Here is an 18,900-nt window from a genome sequence, read left to right as displayed (position 1 = left end):
TCGAGTGGGTAACGGAGTAGCGATCAATCCATCCGATAGCTGTTGAGAATAGCGTGCTGAATAGAGAGTGTGGCTGCAGCAAATCTATCGGACTCTATTCGTATGGACAACCTGGCCAACTTGTGGATATAATTTCACTTTCACATCGGATGGCGAACATTGGTATTCCATCAAAACCCGATTTGAGTTGGCAGTAACCATGCAATCACCGCTCGAAATCACCGAGACAGAGCAGTATTGGCTACGAAGTAGAGACGTAAGTGAATCTCCGACTATTGGAGGTGACGACTACTTTTCAGAACACGACGTTACACGGCCGAAGAACGTACAGTCCGACGATTTGCCAGCAGCAGACAGCGAAGCCGTTCGGAAGATCGACCGCGACGCACTCGAGGAGCAGAAGACAATCGGGAAGTGGCAAATCACGGGGTCAGCAGAGCGGATCGACGAATTGTGGCCTGACCTCGTCGCTGACGCGGAAGCAGGAACTATTTGGGCAGTCAAGGCGATGACGACATTCGGCTACGAGAACCTTCCTATGTACGACGACTATCTCCTCACGGTCTATACGCCGAATTATTTTGACCGCCAAGATGTTTTCCGCGTCAGGGAACACCTCCGCGAAGCACACGACGTTACCCACGAACTGTACTACAAGCCGGATATTTATACCGCGAAGGGAATTGTTGCGGACACAGCCGACGAATTTGGCGTTTCCACCCCTGCCCGGCACATCGAGTAGGGCTCACCAGCGAGCCCCTATTGACCGATTCGCGCTGTGTATTCAGCACGACTCGACGAACATAGTTTATATTTGATGCAAAACCACCGTTCAGTTCGCAAGTATAGTGAACGGATAGTTCAGCCCAAAGAGACACCACGAGAACCGTTCTATGACACTCTCGCGCTAACGGTTAGTCGTGACTCCCCTCCTCGCCGTGGTCCTCGCGCAGGTGCTCGATCGCGTGTAACTCGACGACGGGAACGACCTTCGCGATCGAGAGGAAGAAAAGCGCCACCATGCCGATAGTCCCGGTGATCGAGGCGATTTCGATCAGACTCGGCACGTACGTCCCCGGCGTCGCGTAGTAGATCTCGAACGACGGGTGGAGGAAGCCTTCGACGACGAACAGCACCTTCTCGAGCAGCGTTGCGGAGAGGATCGCGACCGCACAGACGATGGCCCGTTCCTTGGAGAAAAGCGAGGGGCGGAGCGTCTGGGCGAAGATGAACGCGAGGACGGCGAGGACGAGGCTCATCGAGAAGATGTAGATCGGGTGCTCGACCGTCGCAGCCCACGCGACCTCGAGGTCGACTGGTGGGAAGAACGTGCCGGCGGTAACCTGCTGAAGCTGTAGCCAGAGGAACAGCAGCGAGAAGAAGCCGAGCCACAGCGTCAGGCCGCGGAAGATGTCGTCGGTGATGATGTGTTCCCAGTCGTAGGCACGACGGAAGGCATAGGAGAGGATGATGACGCCGCTGATGGCCGACGTGAGCGCGATGGTGAGGAACTGCGGCCCCTGGACGCCACCGAACCAGCGCGGATACGTCGGTAACACCGCGAACAGCCACGGAATGACGCCGCCGTGCAGCAAGAGGGGTGCCATGATGATGATCGCCAGCGCGAGCCACCAGACCATTCGCTGGACGACTCGGTCTTCTCGCTCGCTGTAGCCGATCGTGATGAGGCTATAGATCGGTCCGAAGTGGTCCGGTAACTGGCCGCGCAGCCGCGAGATGTCGTACCGCAACGTCAGGCCGAGATAGGTCGCGGTCAGCACGAAGTAGGCCGTAATGACAGTCACGTCCCACACCAGCGGCGAGTTGTGGACCGTGATGTGGTAGTGGCCGATGACGCTCGTGACCATTCGATCCGGACGGCCCATGTGGACGATAATGTAGAAGCCAGCCGCTGAGAGGCCGGCGAGCGTGAGCATTTCGGCGAGTCGAGCGACCGGCATGTACCGGTCCATTCCGAGCAGGCGAACCGCTGCCGAGAGGATGATCCCACCGTGGGCGATCCCGACCCACCAGATGAACGCGCCGATGTACACCCCCCAGGTGACGCCGCCACCGGTCCCCCAGTCCGACAGGCCTGTCACGACCAGTCCTTCCCAGAGCTGGTAGGCCCAGCCCACGAGGAAGATCAGGAATGCCAGTCCAGCGATACCGACCGCCGCGTAATACTTCGACGACGTTGTCTTGATCGGCCGAAGAATGTCGGCCTCCCGCGGCTCTTTCGTGCTCATGAGACGCTTCCGCAAGTCTATCCCGCCGACTCATTTCGTTCCGCAGGTTGTCTGTGCAAGCCCTATACACGGATGCGGTCTGGCAGCGTTGCTCACACTCAAGTGACTGCTCTCCGTACCCACAGGTATGCACCTGCTCGTCGCGCTCGACGACTCCGAACCTGGGTGGGCGGCGATCGAGCACGCGCTCTCGGAACACCCCGAGGCCGAGATCACCGTCGTTCACGTGATGGATCTCACCGAGAGCAGCTACGGCGAGTTCGCACATCTCGGTACCGACGCGATGCGTGACCGCCGCCGCGAGGAAGCGACGGAACTGTTCGAGGCCGCTCGCGACCGCGCTACAGCACACGACGTATCGATCGAAACGGAGCTACTCGAGGGACGGCCCGCCGACGCAGTCGTCGAGTACGCGACGGCAAACGCCGTCGATCGAATCGTCGTCGGCAGCCACGGGCGGACGGGCGTCTCGCGGGTGCTGCTGGGGAGCGTGGCCGAGAGGGTCGTTCGCCGTGCGCCGGTTCCGGTGACGATCGTCCGCTGACCCGTTCGGATAGGGAAGTCAGCCGATACAGAGTCACGACTGGGAATCGAAGGGGAAACCGGATCGTCGAATCGTCTCGAAAGAACGAACGTCGGTTCCGGGTCGTCTACGCTACTTTTCCTGGGTCGGGGCGAGATTGTCCAGGTCGACGGACTGTTCTAAGAGTACTTCGGCCTGGTCTGCGACCTCGCGCTGTTCGCGCATGAGCTGTTTGAACTTGCTCTGTGGGGAGAGGTCGCCGATGAGGACGCCGCCGACGATCTTGCCGTCCTTGAACGCGATACGTCGCCACTCGGTGTCGCTGTAGCGGCGTTCGGCGTGTTCGTCGCCCAGCGTCGGATGACCGAAGGAAAGGAACGGGAAGTCGAAGTGCGTGATCGAGTACGAGGAGACCCACTCGAACTCCTCTGCCTCGTCGTCCGCTGCCATGTTGACTGCGGCGATTCGACCCTGTTCCTTGGCCGAGCCCCAGGAGCCGTTCTGGGCCTGCTCGCCGAGCAAGACGTCGTAGAACTGGGTGATGTCGCCGGCCGCGTAGATGTCGTCGACGTTGGTCTGCATGTACTCGTCGACGACGATGCCGTTGTCTTGCTCGATACCGCTTCCACGGAGGAACTCGGTGTTGAACGTGAGACCGATGGCGACGCCGGCGAAGTCACACTCGTAGCGTTCGCCGTTCGGATCGACGGCCGCGTTCACGTGACCGTCTTCGTCCGTCTCGAAGTGGTCGACGCCGCTGTCGAAGACCGGCTCGACGCCCTTCTCGCGCAGGCCGTCGTGGATGATATCCGCGCCGTCTGCCGTGAGCGCGTAGCGCCACCAGCGGTCGCCACGCATCAGGTACTTGCCCTCGACGCCCTGTGATCCACAGACCGCAGCGAAGTCGATTCCGAGCAGGCCCGCGCCGACGACGACGCCCGTGTCGGCGGCCTCGGCGCTTTCCTTGATCGCTCGAGCGTCCTGGAACGTCCAGAAGTGGTGGATGCCGTCGGCGTCGCTGCCATCGACCGGAAGCTGGGTCGGCGTTCCGCCGGTCGCGACGAGCAGCTTGTCGTAGCTGATCTCCTCGCCGCTGTGGGTGTGAACGACGTGTGCGTCGGTGTCGACCGAGGTGACGTGCGTGTCGAGCGAGAGTTCGATGTCACGCTCCTCGTACCAGTCCTCTTCGTGGATCGAGATCGGTGCTTCGGGGAGTTTCCCTTTGGCGTGTTCTTTGATCAGAATTCGATTATACAGTGGCTCCCCCTCATCGGTGATGACGGTAATCTCCGAATCCGGGTCTTCTTCCCGGAGGGTCTCGGCAGCCGAGCTGCCCGAGATCCCGTCACCGATGATGACGTACTCTGTCATATCCCGACCGTTCGTAATGCGGGTTAAAGTGGGTTGCTATCTCGTTCATTTTGCCTGTAGCAGTGAACCGTCCCGACGATTGTCGAATCTCGGCCGAATATCTTCCCACGTTCATACCTCTTGTTGGCTCTGTCCCGAACTGTTCTTGAGCGTTCCCGCCATAGGAAGGGGTATGAAGCTCCGCCAGAACGCACGTCACTTCGCGTCCCGGAAAGCCCTCGAGACGCCGGTCGTTCGATCGGCCGCCAGGAGCGGACTCGTCACACTCCACACGAGAGTCTTCCTCGGGAAGGCCGACCCGGACCACGCCGACGAGCGTAAAGACCGCCTCGACGCCCTCTTCGACGCAACGGTCGACAGCTATCTGCGTGCCCTGCAGGACGGCTACTCCGAGGCTGAGGCCCGCGAGATCACCCACGTTCAGGCCAACTTCGACTTCTACAATCACGGCTGGACCGAGATGATGGAAATCCCCGTCGACGAAGTCGAGACCCACTACGAGCGCTACGAGCAGTTCTTCGAGACCTGGGACATCACCATCGACGACCCGCTCGGCCAGTTCGCGCCGCCGGAGGGACTGCCGGACGCACCGTCGACGCCCGAAAAACTCGAGGACCCCGAACACCCTCACGCCGAGGGTGGGTTCGCTGACGACGTCTACGTCGAGACCAGCGTTGCGTCGGAGACGCAACGAGCAGACGGCGAAGCCGTCGACGACGACGGCGAACTCGTCGTCGGCGGCCGCGAGGAACCCGAGGACGTCGACGTCTCGGACGCGGTCGGCCTCGAGGACGAGACCGAAAACTGACGACTGGGACTCCCCATCGGCGGTTTTCTGCTTTCTGTAGACCGGCGGTCGGTCGCCGTCGAATCTGTGCCCTGCTTCGGTCCCGGCGGCTGGTTCCGCTATCAGTTTCGATAACTGCGTACCATAATTTATGTGATGCTGAAGTTAGCCGTTACTATTATGAGCCTCGTTCGACAGTTAATTCCCGCAGTTATTCGTCGGAGATACGCGGTCAAGTTCGCGATCGCGTTGCTCGTTCTCGGCGTGACTGTCGGGATGATCGGATTCGTCGCGACGGCGACGATCACCGACGAAGTAGAAGAACGCGTCCAGGACGACCACAGTACGGCCGTCCAGCAGGAGGCACAGAGCCTACAGATGTGGCACGATCAGAACGAACGAACGGCGTCACTGATCGCAACCTCGGACGTCGTCGCTCGCGACGACGCTGCGGCGATCGAAAACAGCCTCTCCGACTGGCGGCTGGAACACCGCACCGAAGTGTTCGAAATATCCTACGTCGACACCGACGAGGAGGAAGTCCTCGCGAGCACCGCAGACCGGTTCCGCGGCGAATCGATCGACGCCCTCGAGAGCGTCGACGACGACGCCATTGATGCGCTCGAGGAGGACGGCGAGTGGGTCTCCGATCCCACCCTCGTCGACGACCACGGCGGCGACGAGACGCCGGTCGTCTCCTACGTCGTCGCCTCCGACGACGACCGCGCGATCGTCTACTCCGCGGAACTCGTCTCCTACATGCACAGCGTCCACGTCGACGACCACGTCACCATGATGGCACTCGACGGGGACGGCACCGTGATGGCCGACAGCGAGTACCTCGGCGACGAGTACGAGACGTTCGGCCTCGAGTACGACGACGAGGCGACGCTCGCGATGGCCGACACTGACGAGGCCGACACCGACGTGATCGAGGGAGCGCCGTCCGGCGTACTCGGCCACGACGCGTACGGCTTCGACTCGGACGAGTACATCGTCAGCATCACGTCGGTCAGCGGTACCGACTGGTCGATCGTCTACCACGAACCGACCGAGGAGGCCTACGGGTTCGTCCACTCGGTCAACGAGTGGGGGATGATCGCGACCGCCGTCAGCGTGCTCACGATCGGCCTGATCGGGGCCGTCCTGGGCCGGAACACCTCCCGATCGATCGACAAACTGACCCGGAAGGCCGAACGGATGGAGGGAGGCGACCTCGCGGTCGAACTGGAGACGAAACGCATCGACAACATCGGACGACTCTACAAGGGATTCGACTCGATGCGGGACGCCTTGCGCGAACAGATCGAGGAAGCCGAGGCCGCCCGCGAGGAGGCCGAACAGGAGCGAGAACGCGTCGAGGAGATCAACGCCCACCTCGAGCACAAGGCCGACGAGTACAGCGAGGTGATGGAGGAAGCCGCCGCTGGCGATCTCACGGCACGGATGGACGGCGACGGCGAGAACGAGGCGATGACCGAAATCGCCGAGGACTTCAACGAGATGCTCGCGGAGATCGAAGCCACTGTCGCCGACCTGAACCGGTTCGCGACCGAGGTCGCGACCGCTTCCGAGGAGGTGACGGCCTCGAGCGAGGAGGTCCGTTCTGCTTCCCAGCAGGTAACCGAGTCAATCCAGCAGATTTCGGATGGCGCGGACCGCCAGAACGAATCCCTGCAGTCGGTCAACGGAGAGATGACCGCGCTCTCGACGACGACCGAGGAGATCGCCGCCTCCTCGAACGAGGTCGCCGATATCGCCGAACGAACCGTCGAAACGGGCCGTCACGGTCAGGAGGCCGCACAGGAGGCGATCGCCGCCATGGGCGAGATCGAGGCCGACGCCGAGGATACGATCGAGGAGATCCGGCGTCTCGAGAGCGAGGTCCAGCAGATCGACGAACTGATCGTCTCGATCTCGGAGATCGCTCACCAGACGAACATGCTGGCATTGAACGCGAATATCGAGGCCTCCCGATCCGCAAACGCCGGGGACGGCGAAGGGTTCGCCGCGGTCGCACAGGAGGTCAAGACCCTCTCGGAGGACGTCGCCGACGCAGCGGACGAGGCCGAGAACCGCCTGGAGGCGATCCGTGAACGCACCGACCGTTCCGTCGACGAAGTCGAGAGCACGAGCACGAACATCGACGACGCGAGCCGGAAAGTGTCGGACGCCGTCGATGCGCTCGAGGAGATCGCGGAACTCGCCCGGCAGACGAACGTCGGCGTTCAGGAGATTTCGGCGGCGACCGAAGAGCAGGCGGCCTCTACCCAGGAGGTCGTCGCGATGGTCGACGAAGCGGCGACGATTTCGGACTCGACGTCCGCCGAAGCCGAGACCGTCACCGCAGCCGCCGAAGAGCAGACGTCGGCGCTAACAGAGGTTACGGAGTCGGCATCGCAACTCTCCGGACAGGCGTCGCGGCTGTCCGAAGCCCTCGATCGGTTCGAGACCGATCCGGACGACCTCGAGGACAGCGTTTTCGACTCCGACGCCGTCGAGGTGGTCGAGACGGTCGGAGACGGGACCGACTCCGCAGCCGATACCGGACACACCGGGACGTCTCCGGACGAGCATTCCGGGGACGCCGGACTGTTCTCGGACGAGAGCCCCGACGACGCCGAGTCGCTCTCTGACGAGCAGCCCGACGGCGATGACGACGTGTTCACGTTCGATTCCGACGACGGTGAGTAGCTGACCGCCGCGTCTGCTTGCGTTCGGCCTGCTCGACGCCGGCCCGGTTGAGTTCTCGTCGTCGTTCGCTACCTTTTTGCCCGCAGTCTGGCAAGAAATCGGCATGCTCACCGTGCGGGCCCCGGCGACGAGTGCGAACCTCGGCAGTGGTTTCGACGTCTTCGGTGTTGCGCTCGGGACGCCCGCCGACGTGGTCCGGGTCGAACGAGCTCCGGAGACCACGATCACGGTAACCGGAACCGGCAGTCAGTACATCCCGGAGGATCCGGACAAGAACACCGTCGGCGCGGTCGTCGACGCACTCGACGCGCCGGCACGCATCCGTATCGACAAGGGCGTGCGTCCCTCGTCGGGCCTCGGCTCCTCGGCCGCCAGCGCCGCCGCCGCCGCCGTCGCGCTCAACGAACTCTACGACCGTGGATTCACGCGGAAGGAACTCGTTCCGATCGCCGCCGAAGGTGAAGCGATCGTCTCCGGCGAGGCTCACGCGGACAACGTCGCGCCGTCTATTCTGGGCGGGTTCACCGTCGCCACCGCCGACGGCGTTACGCAGGTCGACGCGTCGATCCCGCTCGTCGCCTGCCTGCCCGAAGCCGTCATCTCGACCCGGGACGCCCGCAACGTCGTCCCCGAGTACGCCCACATGAACGACGTCGTCGACACCGTCGGCAACGCCGCTACGCTCACCGTCGGCATGGCCCGAAACGATCCCGACCTCGTCGGTCGCGGAATGGAAGACGAAATCGTCACGCCCGAGCGAAGCAAACTCATCGACGGCTACGACCGCGTTCGTGATGCTGCACTCGAGGCCGGTGCGACCGGCGTCACGGTAAGCGGCGCGGGACCGGGGATGCTGGCAGCCTGTTACCGCGGGGACCGGCAGGCGATCGCTTCGGCGATGGTCGACGCCTTCGACGCGGTCGGCGTCGAGGCTCGAGCCTACCAGACCACCGTCGGCGACGGCGCACGGCTGTACCGGGAGTAGATGGGCGCTCGAACCGACGCCGCGCTCGCAGTCGTCGCGCTCGGTGCGTTCGTCGCGCTCGTTTTGCTGGTCGACGCCTCGCTCTCTCTTGTTTACCTCGCCCTCGGAGCAGTCGGCACGCTCGCGTTCGAACTGCTGGCCGCTCGAGATCCGGAACTCGTCCGGTACTACTGGGAGCGTCCGCTCGTTCAGTTCGTCTCGCTTGCGATTGCGGTCGGCGTGGCTGCGATCGGCGCTCGAGTCGCACCGACAGCGGTGTTGTCGCTGTGTATCGGTGCGACGGTTGCGTACCTCGTCTTTCTTGCCCTCGTTGGGGCCGTTCGACGGTCACGGTGACCGATTCACTTCGCTCTACGCTGCCACCGGCGGGCGTACACCCGCGGTGACGGGGCGACTCTCGCCCCACGAACGCCAGTCGGGACGGTCGACACCCGCGTCGAGATGCTCGCGGGCAGCGGTCCGTAGGGAACCATCGAAACCGCCGTTGGATTCTTCGATACGGGTTTGCGGCCGGCGTACCCGGAGCCACGCTGGGTCGATTCGTACAGCGTCTCGAATTTCGAGTGGCCGTCGACGACCGCCTTGCGAGCGGGTTCGACGCCCTTCTTCACCTGTTTCTGGAGCGCCGCGTTCTTGGCTTCCGGTTTCACCTCGTCGAGGTACCGACCGATTTCGACACCAGCGTTCGAATCGCCGGAGGAGTCGAGGGCGTCTGCTCCCACGACGTCCTCGAGTTCGTCTTTGAGGTGCCGTAGCTCTCGCTGGAAGTCGACGAGATCGACGGTATTCCAGAGGTCGTGGAGCCTGATCGCGTGTCGGATACCGCGGAGGTCGAGCGCTCGATCCGGATCCGAGTCCCGGAGCGCGGCCGGTACCTCTTCTACGGCGACCAGATCCGCCAGCGCGGACACCTCGATAACGTTCGGGAGTTTCTCGAGGTCGACCGTCTCGAGGAGGTCCTCGAGTTCCTCTACGACGTCCCACAGCTCCGCCGCCGTCGTCGACAGCGTCTCCGTCGAATCCGCGTCCCGAAACAGTCGCTCGGTTCCGGCTTCGATCCGGTCGGACAGGTGGTCGACGGTCGACTGAGAGGCGGTGTGACTCATGAGAGAGGGAGGTCACGCACGGAGAAAACGGGGCTGCTTGCCGGCGTCGATCAGACGCCTCGTCCCTGCATCTGCTCTTCTTCGGGGAGGTCGACGTTCGCGTCGCCTTTCATCCCTTTGCCGAGGTTCTTCGCGATGTCGGCGAGTTCTTCGGAGTCGTCCCAGTTGTTGACGGCTTCGACGATCGCTTCGGCCATCTCGGGCGGGTTCTCCGCGCCGAAGATGCCGCTGCCGACGAAGATGCCGTCACACTCGTGGTGCATCATGAGCGCGGCGTCGGCGGGCGTCGCGATGCCGCCGGCGGCGAAGTTGACGACCGGAAGCCGGCCCATCTCCGCAGTCTCGTGGACCAGTTCCGCAGGGGCCTCGATCTCGCGGGCGTAGGCCTCGCGTTCCTCGTGAGTCATGCCCTCGATCTTTCGGATCTCGCCCTTTATCGTCCGCTGGTGGTGGACGGCCTGGTTGACGTCGCCAGTGCCAGCCTCACCCTTGGTGCGGATCATTGCCGCGCCCTCGTCGATCCGGCGCAGGGCCTCGCCTAAGTTGCGCGCGCCACAGACGAACGGCGCGGTGAAGTCACGCTTGTCGATGTGGTAGGCGTCGTCCGCGGGCGTAAGCACCTCGGACTCGTCGATCATGTCGACGCCGACGGCCTCTAAGATCTGGGCTTCCTTCGTGTGGCCGATCCGGGCCTTCCCCATCACGGGAATCGAGACGGAGTCGACGATCTCCTCGACGTCTGCGGGGTCGGCCATCCGTGCGACCCCGCCACGTTTGCGGATGTCCGCGGGGACGGCTTCCAGAGCCATCACCGCAACCGCGCCGGCCTCTTCCGCGATGCGAGCCTGTTCGGGGTCGACGACGTCCATGATGACGCCGCCTTTCTGCATCTGTGCGAATCCTCGCTTGACGAGGTCGGTCCCGCGTCGGAGTTCCTCGAGATCGGTATCGGCGTTGTCGGCCATACGTCGCGGTTAGGAGCCGTTACACTTACACGTGTCCGTTCCAGCCGGGGTTGCTGCCGTCTCGGATTGGGGCCTCCTGCTCGACGGGGGCGCCGGCCGAGAGCCACGCACGGACCGCTACTGTTTTGCAACTGTCGTTCGTCTCGCCCGACAGGACGATGTTTCCGTCGCCAGACCTGCCGGAGCGCGACCCGTTACCGACGTATCTCGCGCCGGTGCCTCGAGTGATCGAAGACCTGGGACTGCGTTTCGCATGGTTGATCGTCGCGATCAACCTCGCGGGGACGGCCTTCGGCTTCTGGTACTACTCCAGTCAGCTGGCCGACACCGCGGTCGTCATGTGGCCCTGGGTGCCGGACAGCCCGCTAGCGACGCTGTTTATCGCGCTGGCGATCGCCGCCTGGAAACTCGGCTACGAACAGCCCTGGCTCACGTCGCTTGCGTTCTTCGGGAACGTCATTCTGGGCCTGTGGACGCCGTTTACCCTGCTCGCGTTCTACGACGCCTACGGCTATCTCCACCCGCTGATGTACCAGTTCCTCTTCTGGAGCCACCTCGCGATGGTCGTCCAGGCGTACGTTCTCCACCGGATCACCGATTTCCCCGTCTGGGGCGTCGCCGTCGCGCTCGTCTGGTACGCAAGCAACCTGATCGTCGACTACTTTATTCCGATCGTCGGCGAACCTCACCACACGTTCATCCCTGTCGCTCGCGACGAGCCGATGTTCCTCGGGGCCGATGCGCTCGGCGTCATCGCCGCCGGCGAGGTGACGTTCACGCTGCTGGCGCTGTTCCTCGCGCTCGCGACTCGAGTCAAGAAGTGCGAGCTAGCTCGTGGACGGACTGGCTGACCTACAGCTCCCCCATCTCGAGCCGATACGCCGTCCCGTCGTACTCGTAGACGCCCGGGAACCGACTCGCTGGCTCCGATCCGGCCGTGTCGTCCTCGAGGCGAACGCGGTCAGCATCGTATTCGTCGGCCAGTGAGACGACGGTCCGGAACTGGTCGTCGCGAAGGACCTGCTCGAGGATCACGCGCTCGGTTGACTCGGCCGAGTCGACGACCTCGAGTTCGTACGCCATCGGTCGGTCTCCCTCGATCGCCCGGTCGGTCCGGGCGACGAGTACCTCTCCGTCCTTCGATTCGTCCCACTCGACGGTCTCGACTGCCCGTGGGGGATCGAGCGACAGGTCGGGTGCCTCGAGTTCGAACGTTTCGATCAGGGCAGTTTTCGCGTCGGAACTCCCGTCGCTGGGCCAGCCGTCGATGCCGAAGGCGTACGTGCCAGAGCCGAGATACTGCCGGAGAATTTCGTCGCTGTCGTGGTCGTCGCTCCCGTCGCTGTTCGGCTGGACTGAAAGCGTCCAATCCATCGTACCGCCGGGAAGAACCGGGTGTAACGGCAGTTGCACGACCCGCGGGCCGAGGTAAAACCAGTCGCCGTCCACCAGTTTGTGGAGTTTCCACCCGTACCAGTTCGTCTTGAACTGACGATGGGTTCGGTTCCGGAGCGTGAACGTGAGCGTTCCCGGCGCGGATAGCGTCGTCGTAGACGGCTCGAGGGTCACGCCGATCCGCTGGTGGTCGTTACACGCGGTCGTCGTCACGTCCTCGCCGTAGTCGGGACAGTCGACCTCGAGAGCGTCCGGCCGGTCGGGTCCGTCGGTCGCCGAGGCAACGACGCCGCCACCGATTGCACCTCCCGTGGCGAGTGCGAGCAGTTTTCGGCGTGACAGCGGCCGCATACGTCAGTCCTCGCTCTCGAGTTCGCGCGTCGTTACCTCGTAGTAGGTTCCCTGGTACTCGTAGACGCCGTCGCTACGGGACCCGAAGATCGGGTACGACGCGTCGTACTCCTCGAGTCGAACGCTCGAGACGTCGTGCTCGCGTGCGAGGGCGAGTACGTCTCGGAGCCGTGGCTGGCGGAGCAACTGTTCGGCGATCAGCGACCGTGGCTCGTCCTCGCGGTCGTCGGGAGCCGACTCGAGGACCTCGAGTTCGTACGCGCCCAGCCGGTGGTGTTCGCCGTCGGGATCACCCCGACTCGAGCGGGCGACGAGCGTTCCATCTTTCTCGTCGATCGATTCGATGACGTCCGACGGCGTCACCTCGAGTGGTTCACCCTCGAGTTCGAACGTCGCGGCGAACGCGAGGATCTCCTCGTCGCGTTCGTCCTCGAACCAGCCACGGGCCCGGAACGCGTAGTCGCCGGAGCCGAGCGCCGGAACCTCGAGGTCCTCGGTCCCGCCCGAACCACGTGGGCGGCCGTCCTCGCCGTCGATCGCTTCGTCGGTCGGCGTGAACGTCCAGGTGTGGCTTTCGCCCGGATCGACGTACATCAGCGGCTGGTTGTATCCGAGCGGCGCGACGCGGTACCAGTCGCCGTCGACGCGTTTGTCGACCCGCCAGTTGTAGAAGTTCGTCGCCAGTCGTCGATCGCTCTCGTTTCGGAGGGTGAACTCGATCGAGTCGTCGCCGATCGCCGCCTTCCGTTCGGAGGGCTCGAGGAAGACGTGGTCGTCGTCTCCGCTACCGTAACAGACGACTCGATCGACTCTATCGCCGTAGGCTGGACAGTCCGGCAAGTCTTCACCGCCGCTCGAGACGGAGGTAGCTCCTCCACCCCCGCCTCCCGGAGACGGATCGAGCTCGAACTCCTCCAGACAGCCCGCAAGCACACCGCTCGTTCCCACCAGCGCGAGCAGATGCCGACGCTCGAGTTCCATGGCCGATCTTCGCCCGGCGTCGAAAAGAAGGTCGTGGTAGGTGAAACGACGATTTGAGCCGAGCGTCGATTGCGGTAGGGCTTTTACAATCCGTTTCGAAGTTCCGATATGTCCCTGTCCGTTCCACAGCTCATGACGATCGCGCTGTTCGTCGTCGTGATCCTTTGTCTGATCGCGTTGCTGTACGTCTCGATCTACTGGGAGGAGTGACCCAGAGCGGTGTACGATTTCCGGACCGTCTGCAGCCGCCCCGGAAATGACGTCCAGCGGTCGCACGAGAGGTACAAAAGTGCCCGTCACCTGACGCGGGGTCGTTTACCCGCTCGGCGGTCGTCGTTCCGACGATGACCCAACTGACGATCCCACCGGAGGTCGACGATCAGGAGGCCGCGAAACTCGTCCGCGACCACATCGAAGTCGGTGACACTGTCGAGGTCCGCGAGTCCGACCGGACCGGCAGCGACGACGTGGCGACGACCGGCAAGGTGACGTCTATCGGACCTGGCTACCTCGAGTTAGACGGCAACCCGCCGACCGAGGGCAGCCCCAGGTACGACGAGATACACACGGTCGTCAAGCTCGAGTCGGAGTAACCTACTCGAGCGCGAGCCACTCACCGCGTTCGTCGCTCTCGACGATCGTCTCGAGGACGCGCTGTGCGGCGAGGCCGTCGGCGAAGCTGGGTTCGAACTCGCTGCCCGCTTCCACAGACGAGAGGAACTCGTAGTTCTCGTGGACGAACGTGTGCTCCCAGCCGAGCACGTGACCTGGCGGCCACCAGTGGTCGACGTAGGGGTCGTCCGCGTCGGTCACCAGGATCGTCTCGTAGCCGCGGTCACCCTCGCGGTGGACCTCGAGTTCGTTCAGCCGCTCGAGCGAGAACCGCAGGCTGCCGTTCGAGCCGTGGATCTCGATCGTGTGGTCGTTCTTGTGACCGGTGGCGTACCGCGAGGCCTCGAGCGTGCCGACCGCGCCGTTTTCGAACTCGAGCTGTGCGGAGTAGGCGTCGTCGACGGTGACGGGGCGCGTTTCTTCCTCACCTTCTACGGGCCGCTCGTCGACGAACGTCTGTAGGTGGCCGCTGAGCCGTTCGATGTCGCCCGCGAGATCGTCGTCGCCGACGAGGAACCGCACCAGATCGACCGTGTGCGCTCCGAGGTCACCGAGCACGCCGGAGCCCGCCATCTCCTCGTCGAGTCGCCACGACCACGGCGCTTCGGGGTCGACCAGCCAGTCCTGCAGATAGCGACCACGGACGTGACGGATCTCGCCGAGTTCGCCAGCCTCGAGCAGCCCCTTGGCGTACTGGATCGCGGGGACGAACCGGTAGTTGAACGCGGTTCCTGCGGGGACGCCGGCGTCGTCCGCCGCTTGCGCCATCCGTTCTGCGTCCTCGAGCGTGGGCGCGAGCGGTTTCTCGCAGAAGACAGGGGTGCCCGCCTCGAGTGCCGCGATCGACGGCCCGGGGTGGACGTGGTTCGGACCGAGGTTGTAGAAGGCGTCGACGTCGTCGACGACCGCTTCCCAATCGGTCGAAATCGAGTCGAAACCGAGTCGGTCGGCGGCATCCTCGAGTGCCTCCTCGTCCCGACCGACCAGTACCGAGCGTTCGATCTCGGGCGCGTCCGGGAAGAACATCGGCAGCCGCGCCATCGCGTTCGCGTGTGCTTTACCCATGAACCGATAGCCGAGTACACCGACTTCGAGTGGTTCAGTCATAGTATCAGTTTACAGTTTTCTTCGTCGTGTGCGTTACTCCGCCCAGTACGCCTCGCCCGGTTGCGTTCGGAAGACGGCGCGCTCGAGCAGCTCGACGGCCTTCTCGAGGCCCTCTCGACTGCTGGTCAGCGAGTCCTCGTGTTCGATGCTGAGAGTGCCGTCGTAGCCGACCATCCGGAGCGTCGAGACGAGGTCCTTCCAGTGGGATTCGTCGTGGCCGTAGCCGACCGAGCGGAACAGCCACGAGCGATTCGGCTCGTCGTCGTAGGCGGTCGTGTCGAGGACGCCCTTCTCACGGGCCTGTTCCTCGTAGACCTTCGTGTCCTTGGCGTGGAAGTGATGGATCGCGTCGCGCTCACCGAGGAAGCGGATTGCGTCGGTGATCGAGATCCCCTGCCAGTAGAGGTGTGAGGGGTCAAAGTTCGCGCCGACGCGGTCGTTGGTCTCCTCGCGGAGTTTCGCCATCCCGTGGGGCTCGTAGACGAGCATGTTGGGGTGCATCTCGATGGCGAGGTCGACGCCGTGGTCGTCGGCGAACGCGGCCAGATCGGACCAGTAGTCGACGGCAACGTCCCACTGGTACTCGTGGGCCTCGGCGTGTTCGGTCGGCCAGGGTGCCGTGATCCAGTTGGGGACCTCGTCCTCGGGGCCGCCCGCGGGCAGGCCGGAGAAACAGGTGACGACGCCGACGTCGATCTGATCGGCCAGCCGGATCGCCTCCCGGAGTTCCGTATCGGCGTCCGCCGCTTGCTCGTCGTCGGGATGCAGCGGATTGTTGTGGGTCGCGAGCGCGCTGATACGCATCCCGTACTCCTCGAGCAGGTCGTCGAGGTCAGCCTGGGCGTCCTCGTCGTCGAGATACTCCTCTCGCGGAAGGTGGTCCTGGCCGGGATAGCCGCCGACGCCGGGTTCGATCGCGTCGACGCCGATCTCCGAGAGGTAGTCGAGTGCACCCTCGAGCGACTCGTCAGCCAGCGGTGGTGTGTGTACGCCGATGTCCATGCCAGGTGGTAGTACCCCCACTGGTAAGTTATTTACTGTACCTCGAGTAAATAGTTGGAATAAAGTAGTTACTGGAAATCCTAGGATCGCCCGCTGACTGGCACGACCGTCAGGCCTCGGGCTCGAGTGTCGGCTCCTCGAGGCTGACGGTCGTCCCGGTCTCACTCGAGCGGTAGATCCCGTCGACGATCCGCTGGACGGTCATGGCTTCGTCGACGTCACAGCCGGCCGCGGTACCGGTTGCGATGGCCTCGACGAACGCCGCCTGTTCGTCGGCGTGTGAGTCGTTCTGTTCGGTCTCGACGTCCGTATCGATCATGTGGTTCGGCCCGTCCGAACTCGCCGAGTGAATCGTGAGTTCGTTCGTCAGCAGATCGAAGCGAGCGGCCGCCTCAGTGCCGCGGACGACGAACTCGTGGGTCGACGGCCGATTCGTCGCCCAGGCGACCTCGAGCGAGATCGTCCGGTCGCCGTCACAGCGAACGAACGCGCTCGCGGAGTCGTCGACGTCGAACGCGTCGGCACCCTGGTCGTCACCCCACATCTCGAGGTAGGCGTAGTCTTCCCGAGAGCCGAACTCCGAGCGCGTAACGCCCGACACTTCCCGTGGCTCGGGGTAGCCGAGCAGGTACATCGAGAGGTCGATGGCGTGGACGCCGAGGTCGATCAGTGCGCCGCCGCCCGAGACCTCGCGACGAGTGAACCAGGAACCACGACCGGGGACGCCGCGCCGTCGGACGTAGTTCGCCTCGACGTGGGTCACCTCGCCGAACTCGCCGCGATCGATCCGGTTCTTGACGAGGCGAACGGCGTTCAGGAACCGCTTGTCGAGTCCGATCATACAGAAGCCGTCGGCATCTTCGGCCGCAGCCTCGATCCGTCGGGCGCTCTCGAGGGAGTGAGCCAGCGGCTTCTCGAGGAGGACGTGCAGGTCCGCCTCGAGTGCGGTGACGGCGTACTCCTCGTGGAACCGGTTTGGCGTGGTGATGACGACGGCGTCGACCGTCTCGTAGAGGTCGCGGTGGTCGTCGTAGACCGGGACGCCGTAGGCGTCGGCGAACGACTCGCGGGCCTCGGGAGCGATGTCCATCCCGCCGGCCAGCGCCACGCCGTCGCCCTGTTCGATGAGGCGGTCGGCGTGGTGGTGGCCGATGTTCCCGAGGCCGACGATGCCGATTCGGATTGGGTCGTTCACCGCCGTCATCGCATCACCGTCCGTCCTGCCTCGACGGTGGGTGTGAGTTCGGTGCGACGGCTCTGGTCATACTGTCGGACAGAACTATTGTGAGAATTCACCGCTCCTGTCCGGCGAATTCTCTTCATTGACTTCTGTCCGACAGTATCAGTACAACTGCTCTTCGGGGTCCGTGTGTTCATTTTCGGTGTCGTAATCGCTATCTCGTGACGTGTTGCGTCGCTTGCGGTTGCGACGATACTGTACGATTCCGGGAACGATCTTGTTCTTCAGATCGAGCGCGAACGAGACGATCCCGTAGATCCAGAAGAAGAAGAGGACGAACAGGCCGCCGTAGTAGACGATCGGAACGATCTCACTCATGCTGACCACCCGACGCGGCGCTCGAACTTCCCTCAGTTTCCGTCGCGATGCTCTCCGCCGGCGTCCGAGGGAGTTCCTCGATGCCGTGGGTGATCGCCTCACCCGTCTCCGTATCGAACAGGTGGACTTTGGACCGATCGAGGACGACGCGGACGGTGTCTCCCTCCGCGATCGTCGAGTCAGGATCGACGCTCATCAGCAACTGGTTCGAGGCTCTCGAGGCCTCGTCGCTCGTCATCGTTCCCGCACTCGAGCCGTCGAGTGCCAGGTAGACGAAGATCTCGTCGCCCATCGGCTCTAACACGTCGGTCGTCGCCTCGATGGTCGTCGAGGCGCTCGAGAGCGACTCGGCTGTCTCGGCGGGATAGATGTCCTCCGGCCGAATCCCCATCGTAACGGGCGCGCCGGTCGACAGATCGAGACCGTCGACGTCGAACTCGAGGTCGACGTGCTCGGTCGACAGTCCGCTTTCCGTCAGTTTACCGTCGAGGAAGTTCATCGACGGCGACCCGATGAAGCCGGCGACGAAGAGGTTCGACGGCTCGTTGTAGCAGGTAAGCGGCGGGGCGATCTGCTGGAGTTCGCCGTCGTTGATGACCGCGATCCGATCGGACATGGTCATCGCCTCGGCCTGGTCGTGGGTGACGTAGATGATCGTCGTATCCAGCTGCTTGTGCAGTCGCTGGAGTTCCGTCCGCATGTGAACCCGGAGCTTCGCGTCCAGGTTCGCCAGCGGTTCGTCCATCAGGAAGACGGCGGGTTCGCGGACGATCGCGCGTGCGATCGCAACGCGCTGTTGTTGCCCGCCCGAGAGTTCGTTGGGCTCCCGGTCTAACATCCCCTCTAACTGGACGATTTCGGCGGCGTCTTCGACCCGCTGATCGATCTCGTCCTTGGAGAAGTTCCGTAGCCGGAGACCGAACGAGACGTTGTCGTAGACGTCCATGTGGGGAAACAGCGCGATGTTCTGGAACACCATCGCGACCCCACGGTCCTTCGGCGGGAGTTTCGTGACGTCCGTGTCTCCGATCCGGATCGCCCCTTCGGTCGGTTTCGTCAGGCCGGCGATGGTCTCCATCGTCGTCGACTTCCCACAGCCGGAGGGACCGACGAGACAGACGAACTCGCCGTCCTCGATCTCGAGGTTCATGTCGTCGACGGCGACGATGTCGTCGTAGCGTTTCGTGACGTTTTCGAGTGTTACGCGTGCCATA

At 63.6% G+C, this 18,900-nt stretch carries 19 protein-coding genes; 8 read left to right on the top strand and 11 right to left on the bottom strand.

Going from position 1 to position 18,900, the window contains the following annotated elements; translation table 11 throughout:
* Nucleotides 1-199: 199 nt before the first annotated feature.
* A complete protein-coding gene (locus BLR35_RS12275) occupies nt 200-742 on the top strand; it encodes a putative phosphothreonine lyase domain-containing protein (RefSeq protein ID WP_090382240.1) in 543 nt (180 codons plus the stop codon).
* 172 nt (nt 743-914) lie between these two features.
* Here BLR35_RS12275 and nrfD read toward each other — a convergent pair whose 3' ends face one another.
* On the bottom strand, nt 915-2,249 hold the full coding sequence (gene nrfD, locus BLR35_RS12270) for an NrfD/PsrC family molybdoenzyme membrane anchor subunit (protein ID WP_090382238.1): 1,335 nt from the start codon (nt 2,247-2,249) through the stop codon (nt 915-917).
* Between the two features lie 127 nt (nt 2,250-2,376).
* Between nrfD and BLR35_RS12265 the strand changes: the two genes are divergently transcribed.
* Nucleotides 2,377-2,793: a universal stress protein gene (locus tag BLR35_RS12265; protein WP_090382236.1), complete on the top strand. Its 417-nt coding sequence runs from the start codon at nt 2,377-2,379 to the stop codon at nt 2,791-2,793.
* 111 nt (nt 2,794-2,904) lie between these two features.
* Here the strand turns inward: BLR35_RS12265 and BLR35_RS12260 are convergent, their stop codons facing one another.
* The gene (locus BLR35_RS12260) at nt 2,905-4,143 is read right to left on the bottom strand and encodes an NAD(P)/FAD-dependent oxidoreductase (protein WP_090382234.1); all 1,239 of its coding nucleotides are present in this window, start codon (nt 4,141-4,143) and stop codon (nt 2,905-2,907) included.
* Between the two features lie 172 nt (nt 4,144-4,315).
* On the opposite strand from BLR35_RS12260, the gene BLR35_RS12255 reads away from it, so the two are divergent.
* From BLR35_RS12255 to BLR35_RS12240, 4 genes are all read left to right on the top strand, one after another.
* On the top strand, nt 4,316-4,951 hold the full coding sequence (locus tag BLR35_RS12255) for a DUF6149 family protein (RefSeq protein WP_090382230.1): 636 nt from the start codon (nt 4,316-4,318) through the stop codon (nt 4,949-4,951).
* 159 nt (nt 4,952-5,110) lie between these two features.
* A complete protein-coding gene (locus BLR35_RS12250; RefSeq protein ID WP_090382229.1) occupies nt 5,111-7,624 on the top strand; it encodes a methyl-accepting chemotaxis protein in 2,514 nt (837 codons plus the stop codon).
* Between the two features lie 103 nt (nt 7,625-7,727).
* Nucleotides 7,728-8,609 (top strand): homoserine kinase, encoded by an 882-nt coding sequence (locus tag BLR35_RS12245; RefSeq protein ID WP_090382225.1) that lies wholly within the window; start codon nt 7,728-7,730, stop codon nt 8,607-8,609.
* Nucleotides 8,610-8,945 (top strand): hypothetical protein, encoded by a 336-nt coding sequence (locus BLR35_RS12240; RefSeq protein ID WP_090382223.1) that lies wholly within the window; start codon nt 8,610-8,612, stop codon nt 8,943-8,945. It begins immediately after the preceding gene.
* A 5-nt stretch (nt 8,946-8,950) separates the two neighbouring features.
* On the opposite strand, the gene BLR35_RS12235 is transcribed toward BLR35_RS12240, so the two are convergent.
* Complete coding sequence (locus BLR35_RS12235) at nt 8,951-9,715, bottom strand: hypothetical protein (RefSeq protein WP_090382220.1); 765 nt, start codon at nt 9,713-9,715, stop codon at nt 8,951-8,953.
* Nucleotides 9,716-9,765: 50 nt separating this feature from the next.
* Complete coding sequence (gene pdxS / locus BLR35_RS12230; protein ID WP_090382218.1) at nt 9,766-10,680, bottom strand: pyridoxal 5'-phosphate synthase lyase subunit PdxS; 915 nt, start codon at nt 10,678-10,680, stop codon at nt 9,766-9,768.
* A gap of 158 nt (nt 10,681-10,838) precedes the next feature.
* On the opposite strand from pdxS, the gene BLR35_RS12225 reads away from it, so the two are divergent.
* The gene (locus BLR35_RS12225; protein ID WP_090382215.1) at nt 10,839-11,531 is read left to right on the top strand and encodes a DUF1405 domain-containing protein; all 693 of its coding nucleotides are present in this window, start codon (nt 10,839-10,841) and stop codon (nt 11,529-11,531) included.
* 1 nt (nt 11,532) lies between these two features.
* On the opposite strand, the gene BLR35_RS12220 is transcribed toward BLR35_RS12225, so the two are convergent.
* Together BLR35_RS12220 and BLR35_RS12215 are read right to left on the bottom strand one after the other, a co-directional pair.
* Nucleotides 11,533-12,426, bottom strand: coding sequence for a hypothetical protein (locus BLR35_RS12220; RefSeq protein WP_090382212.1), 894 nt, complete (start codon nt 12,424-12,426; stop codon nt 11,533-11,535).
* Nucleotides 12,427-12,429: 3 nt separating this feature from the next.
* The gene (locus BLR35_RS12215; RefSeq protein ID WP_090382209.1) at nt 12,430-13,407 is read right to left on the bottom strand and encodes a hypothetical protein; all 978 of its coding nucleotides are present in this window, start codon (nt 13,405-13,407) and stop codon (nt 12,430-12,432) included.
* Nucleotides 13,408-13,751: 344 nt separating this feature from the next.
* Between BLR35_RS12215 and BLR35_RS12210 the strand changes: the two genes are divergently transcribed.
* Complete coding sequence (locus BLR35_RS12210; protein ID WP_090382206.1) at nt 13,752-14,000, top strand: hypothetical protein; 249 nt, start codon at nt 13,752-13,754, stop codon at nt 13,998-14,000.
* A gap of 1 nt (nt 14,001) precedes the next feature.
* On the opposite strand, the gene BLR35_RS12205 is transcribed toward BLR35_RS12210, so the two are convergent.
* The 5 genes from BLR35_RS12205 to BLR35_RS12185 form a co-directional block, all read right to left on the bottom strand.
* Nucleotides 14,002-15,126, bottom strand: coding sequence for a Gfo/Idh/MocA family protein (locus BLR35_RS12205; protein WP_090382204.1), 1,125 nt, complete (start codon nt 15,124-15,126; stop codon nt 14,002-14,004).
* A gap of 33 nt (nt 15,127-15,159) precedes the next feature.
* The gene (locus tag BLR35_RS12200) at nt 15,160-16,128 is read right to left on the bottom strand and encodes a sugar phosphate isomerase/epimerase family protein (RefSeq protein ID WP_090382201.1); all 969 of its coding nucleotides are present in this window, start codon (nt 16,126-16,128) and stop codon (nt 15,160-15,162) included.
* Between the two features lie 109 nt (nt 16,129-16,237).
* Nucleotides 16,238-17,332, bottom strand: a complete 1,095-nt coding sequence (locus BLR35_RS12195) for a Gfo/Idh/MocA family protein (protein WP_090382198.1) — start codon at nt 17,330-17,332, stop codon at nt 16,238-16,240.
* Nucleotides 17,333-17,470: 138 nt separating this feature from the next.
* The gene (locus BLR35_RS12190) at nt 17,471-17,686 is read right to left on the bottom strand and encodes a DUF8005 family protein (RefSeq protein WP_090382196.1); all 216 of its coding nucleotides are present in this window, start codon (nt 17,684-17,686) and stop codon (nt 17,471-17,473) included.
* The gene (locus BLR35_RS12185; protein ID WP_090382194.1) at nt 17,679-18,899 is read right to left on the bottom strand and encodes an ABC transporter ATP-binding protein; all 1,221 of its coding nucleotides are present in this window, start codon (nt 18,897-18,899) and stop codon (nt 17,679-17,681) included. The genes BLR35_RS12190 and BLR35_RS12185 overlap by 8 nt, the downstream gene beginning before the upstream one ends.
* Nucleotide 18,900 lies beyond the last annotated feature (1 nt).

The sequence above is a fragment of the Natronobacterium texcoconense genome, assembly GCF_900104065.1.
GTDB classification, from domain to species: Archaea; Halobacteriota; Halobacteria; order Halobacteriales; family Natrialbaceae; genus Natronobacterium; species Natronobacterium texcoconense.
Note: the sequence above shows the minus strand (reverse complement) of the source record. Positions and strands in the feature narration are given on the sequence as shown.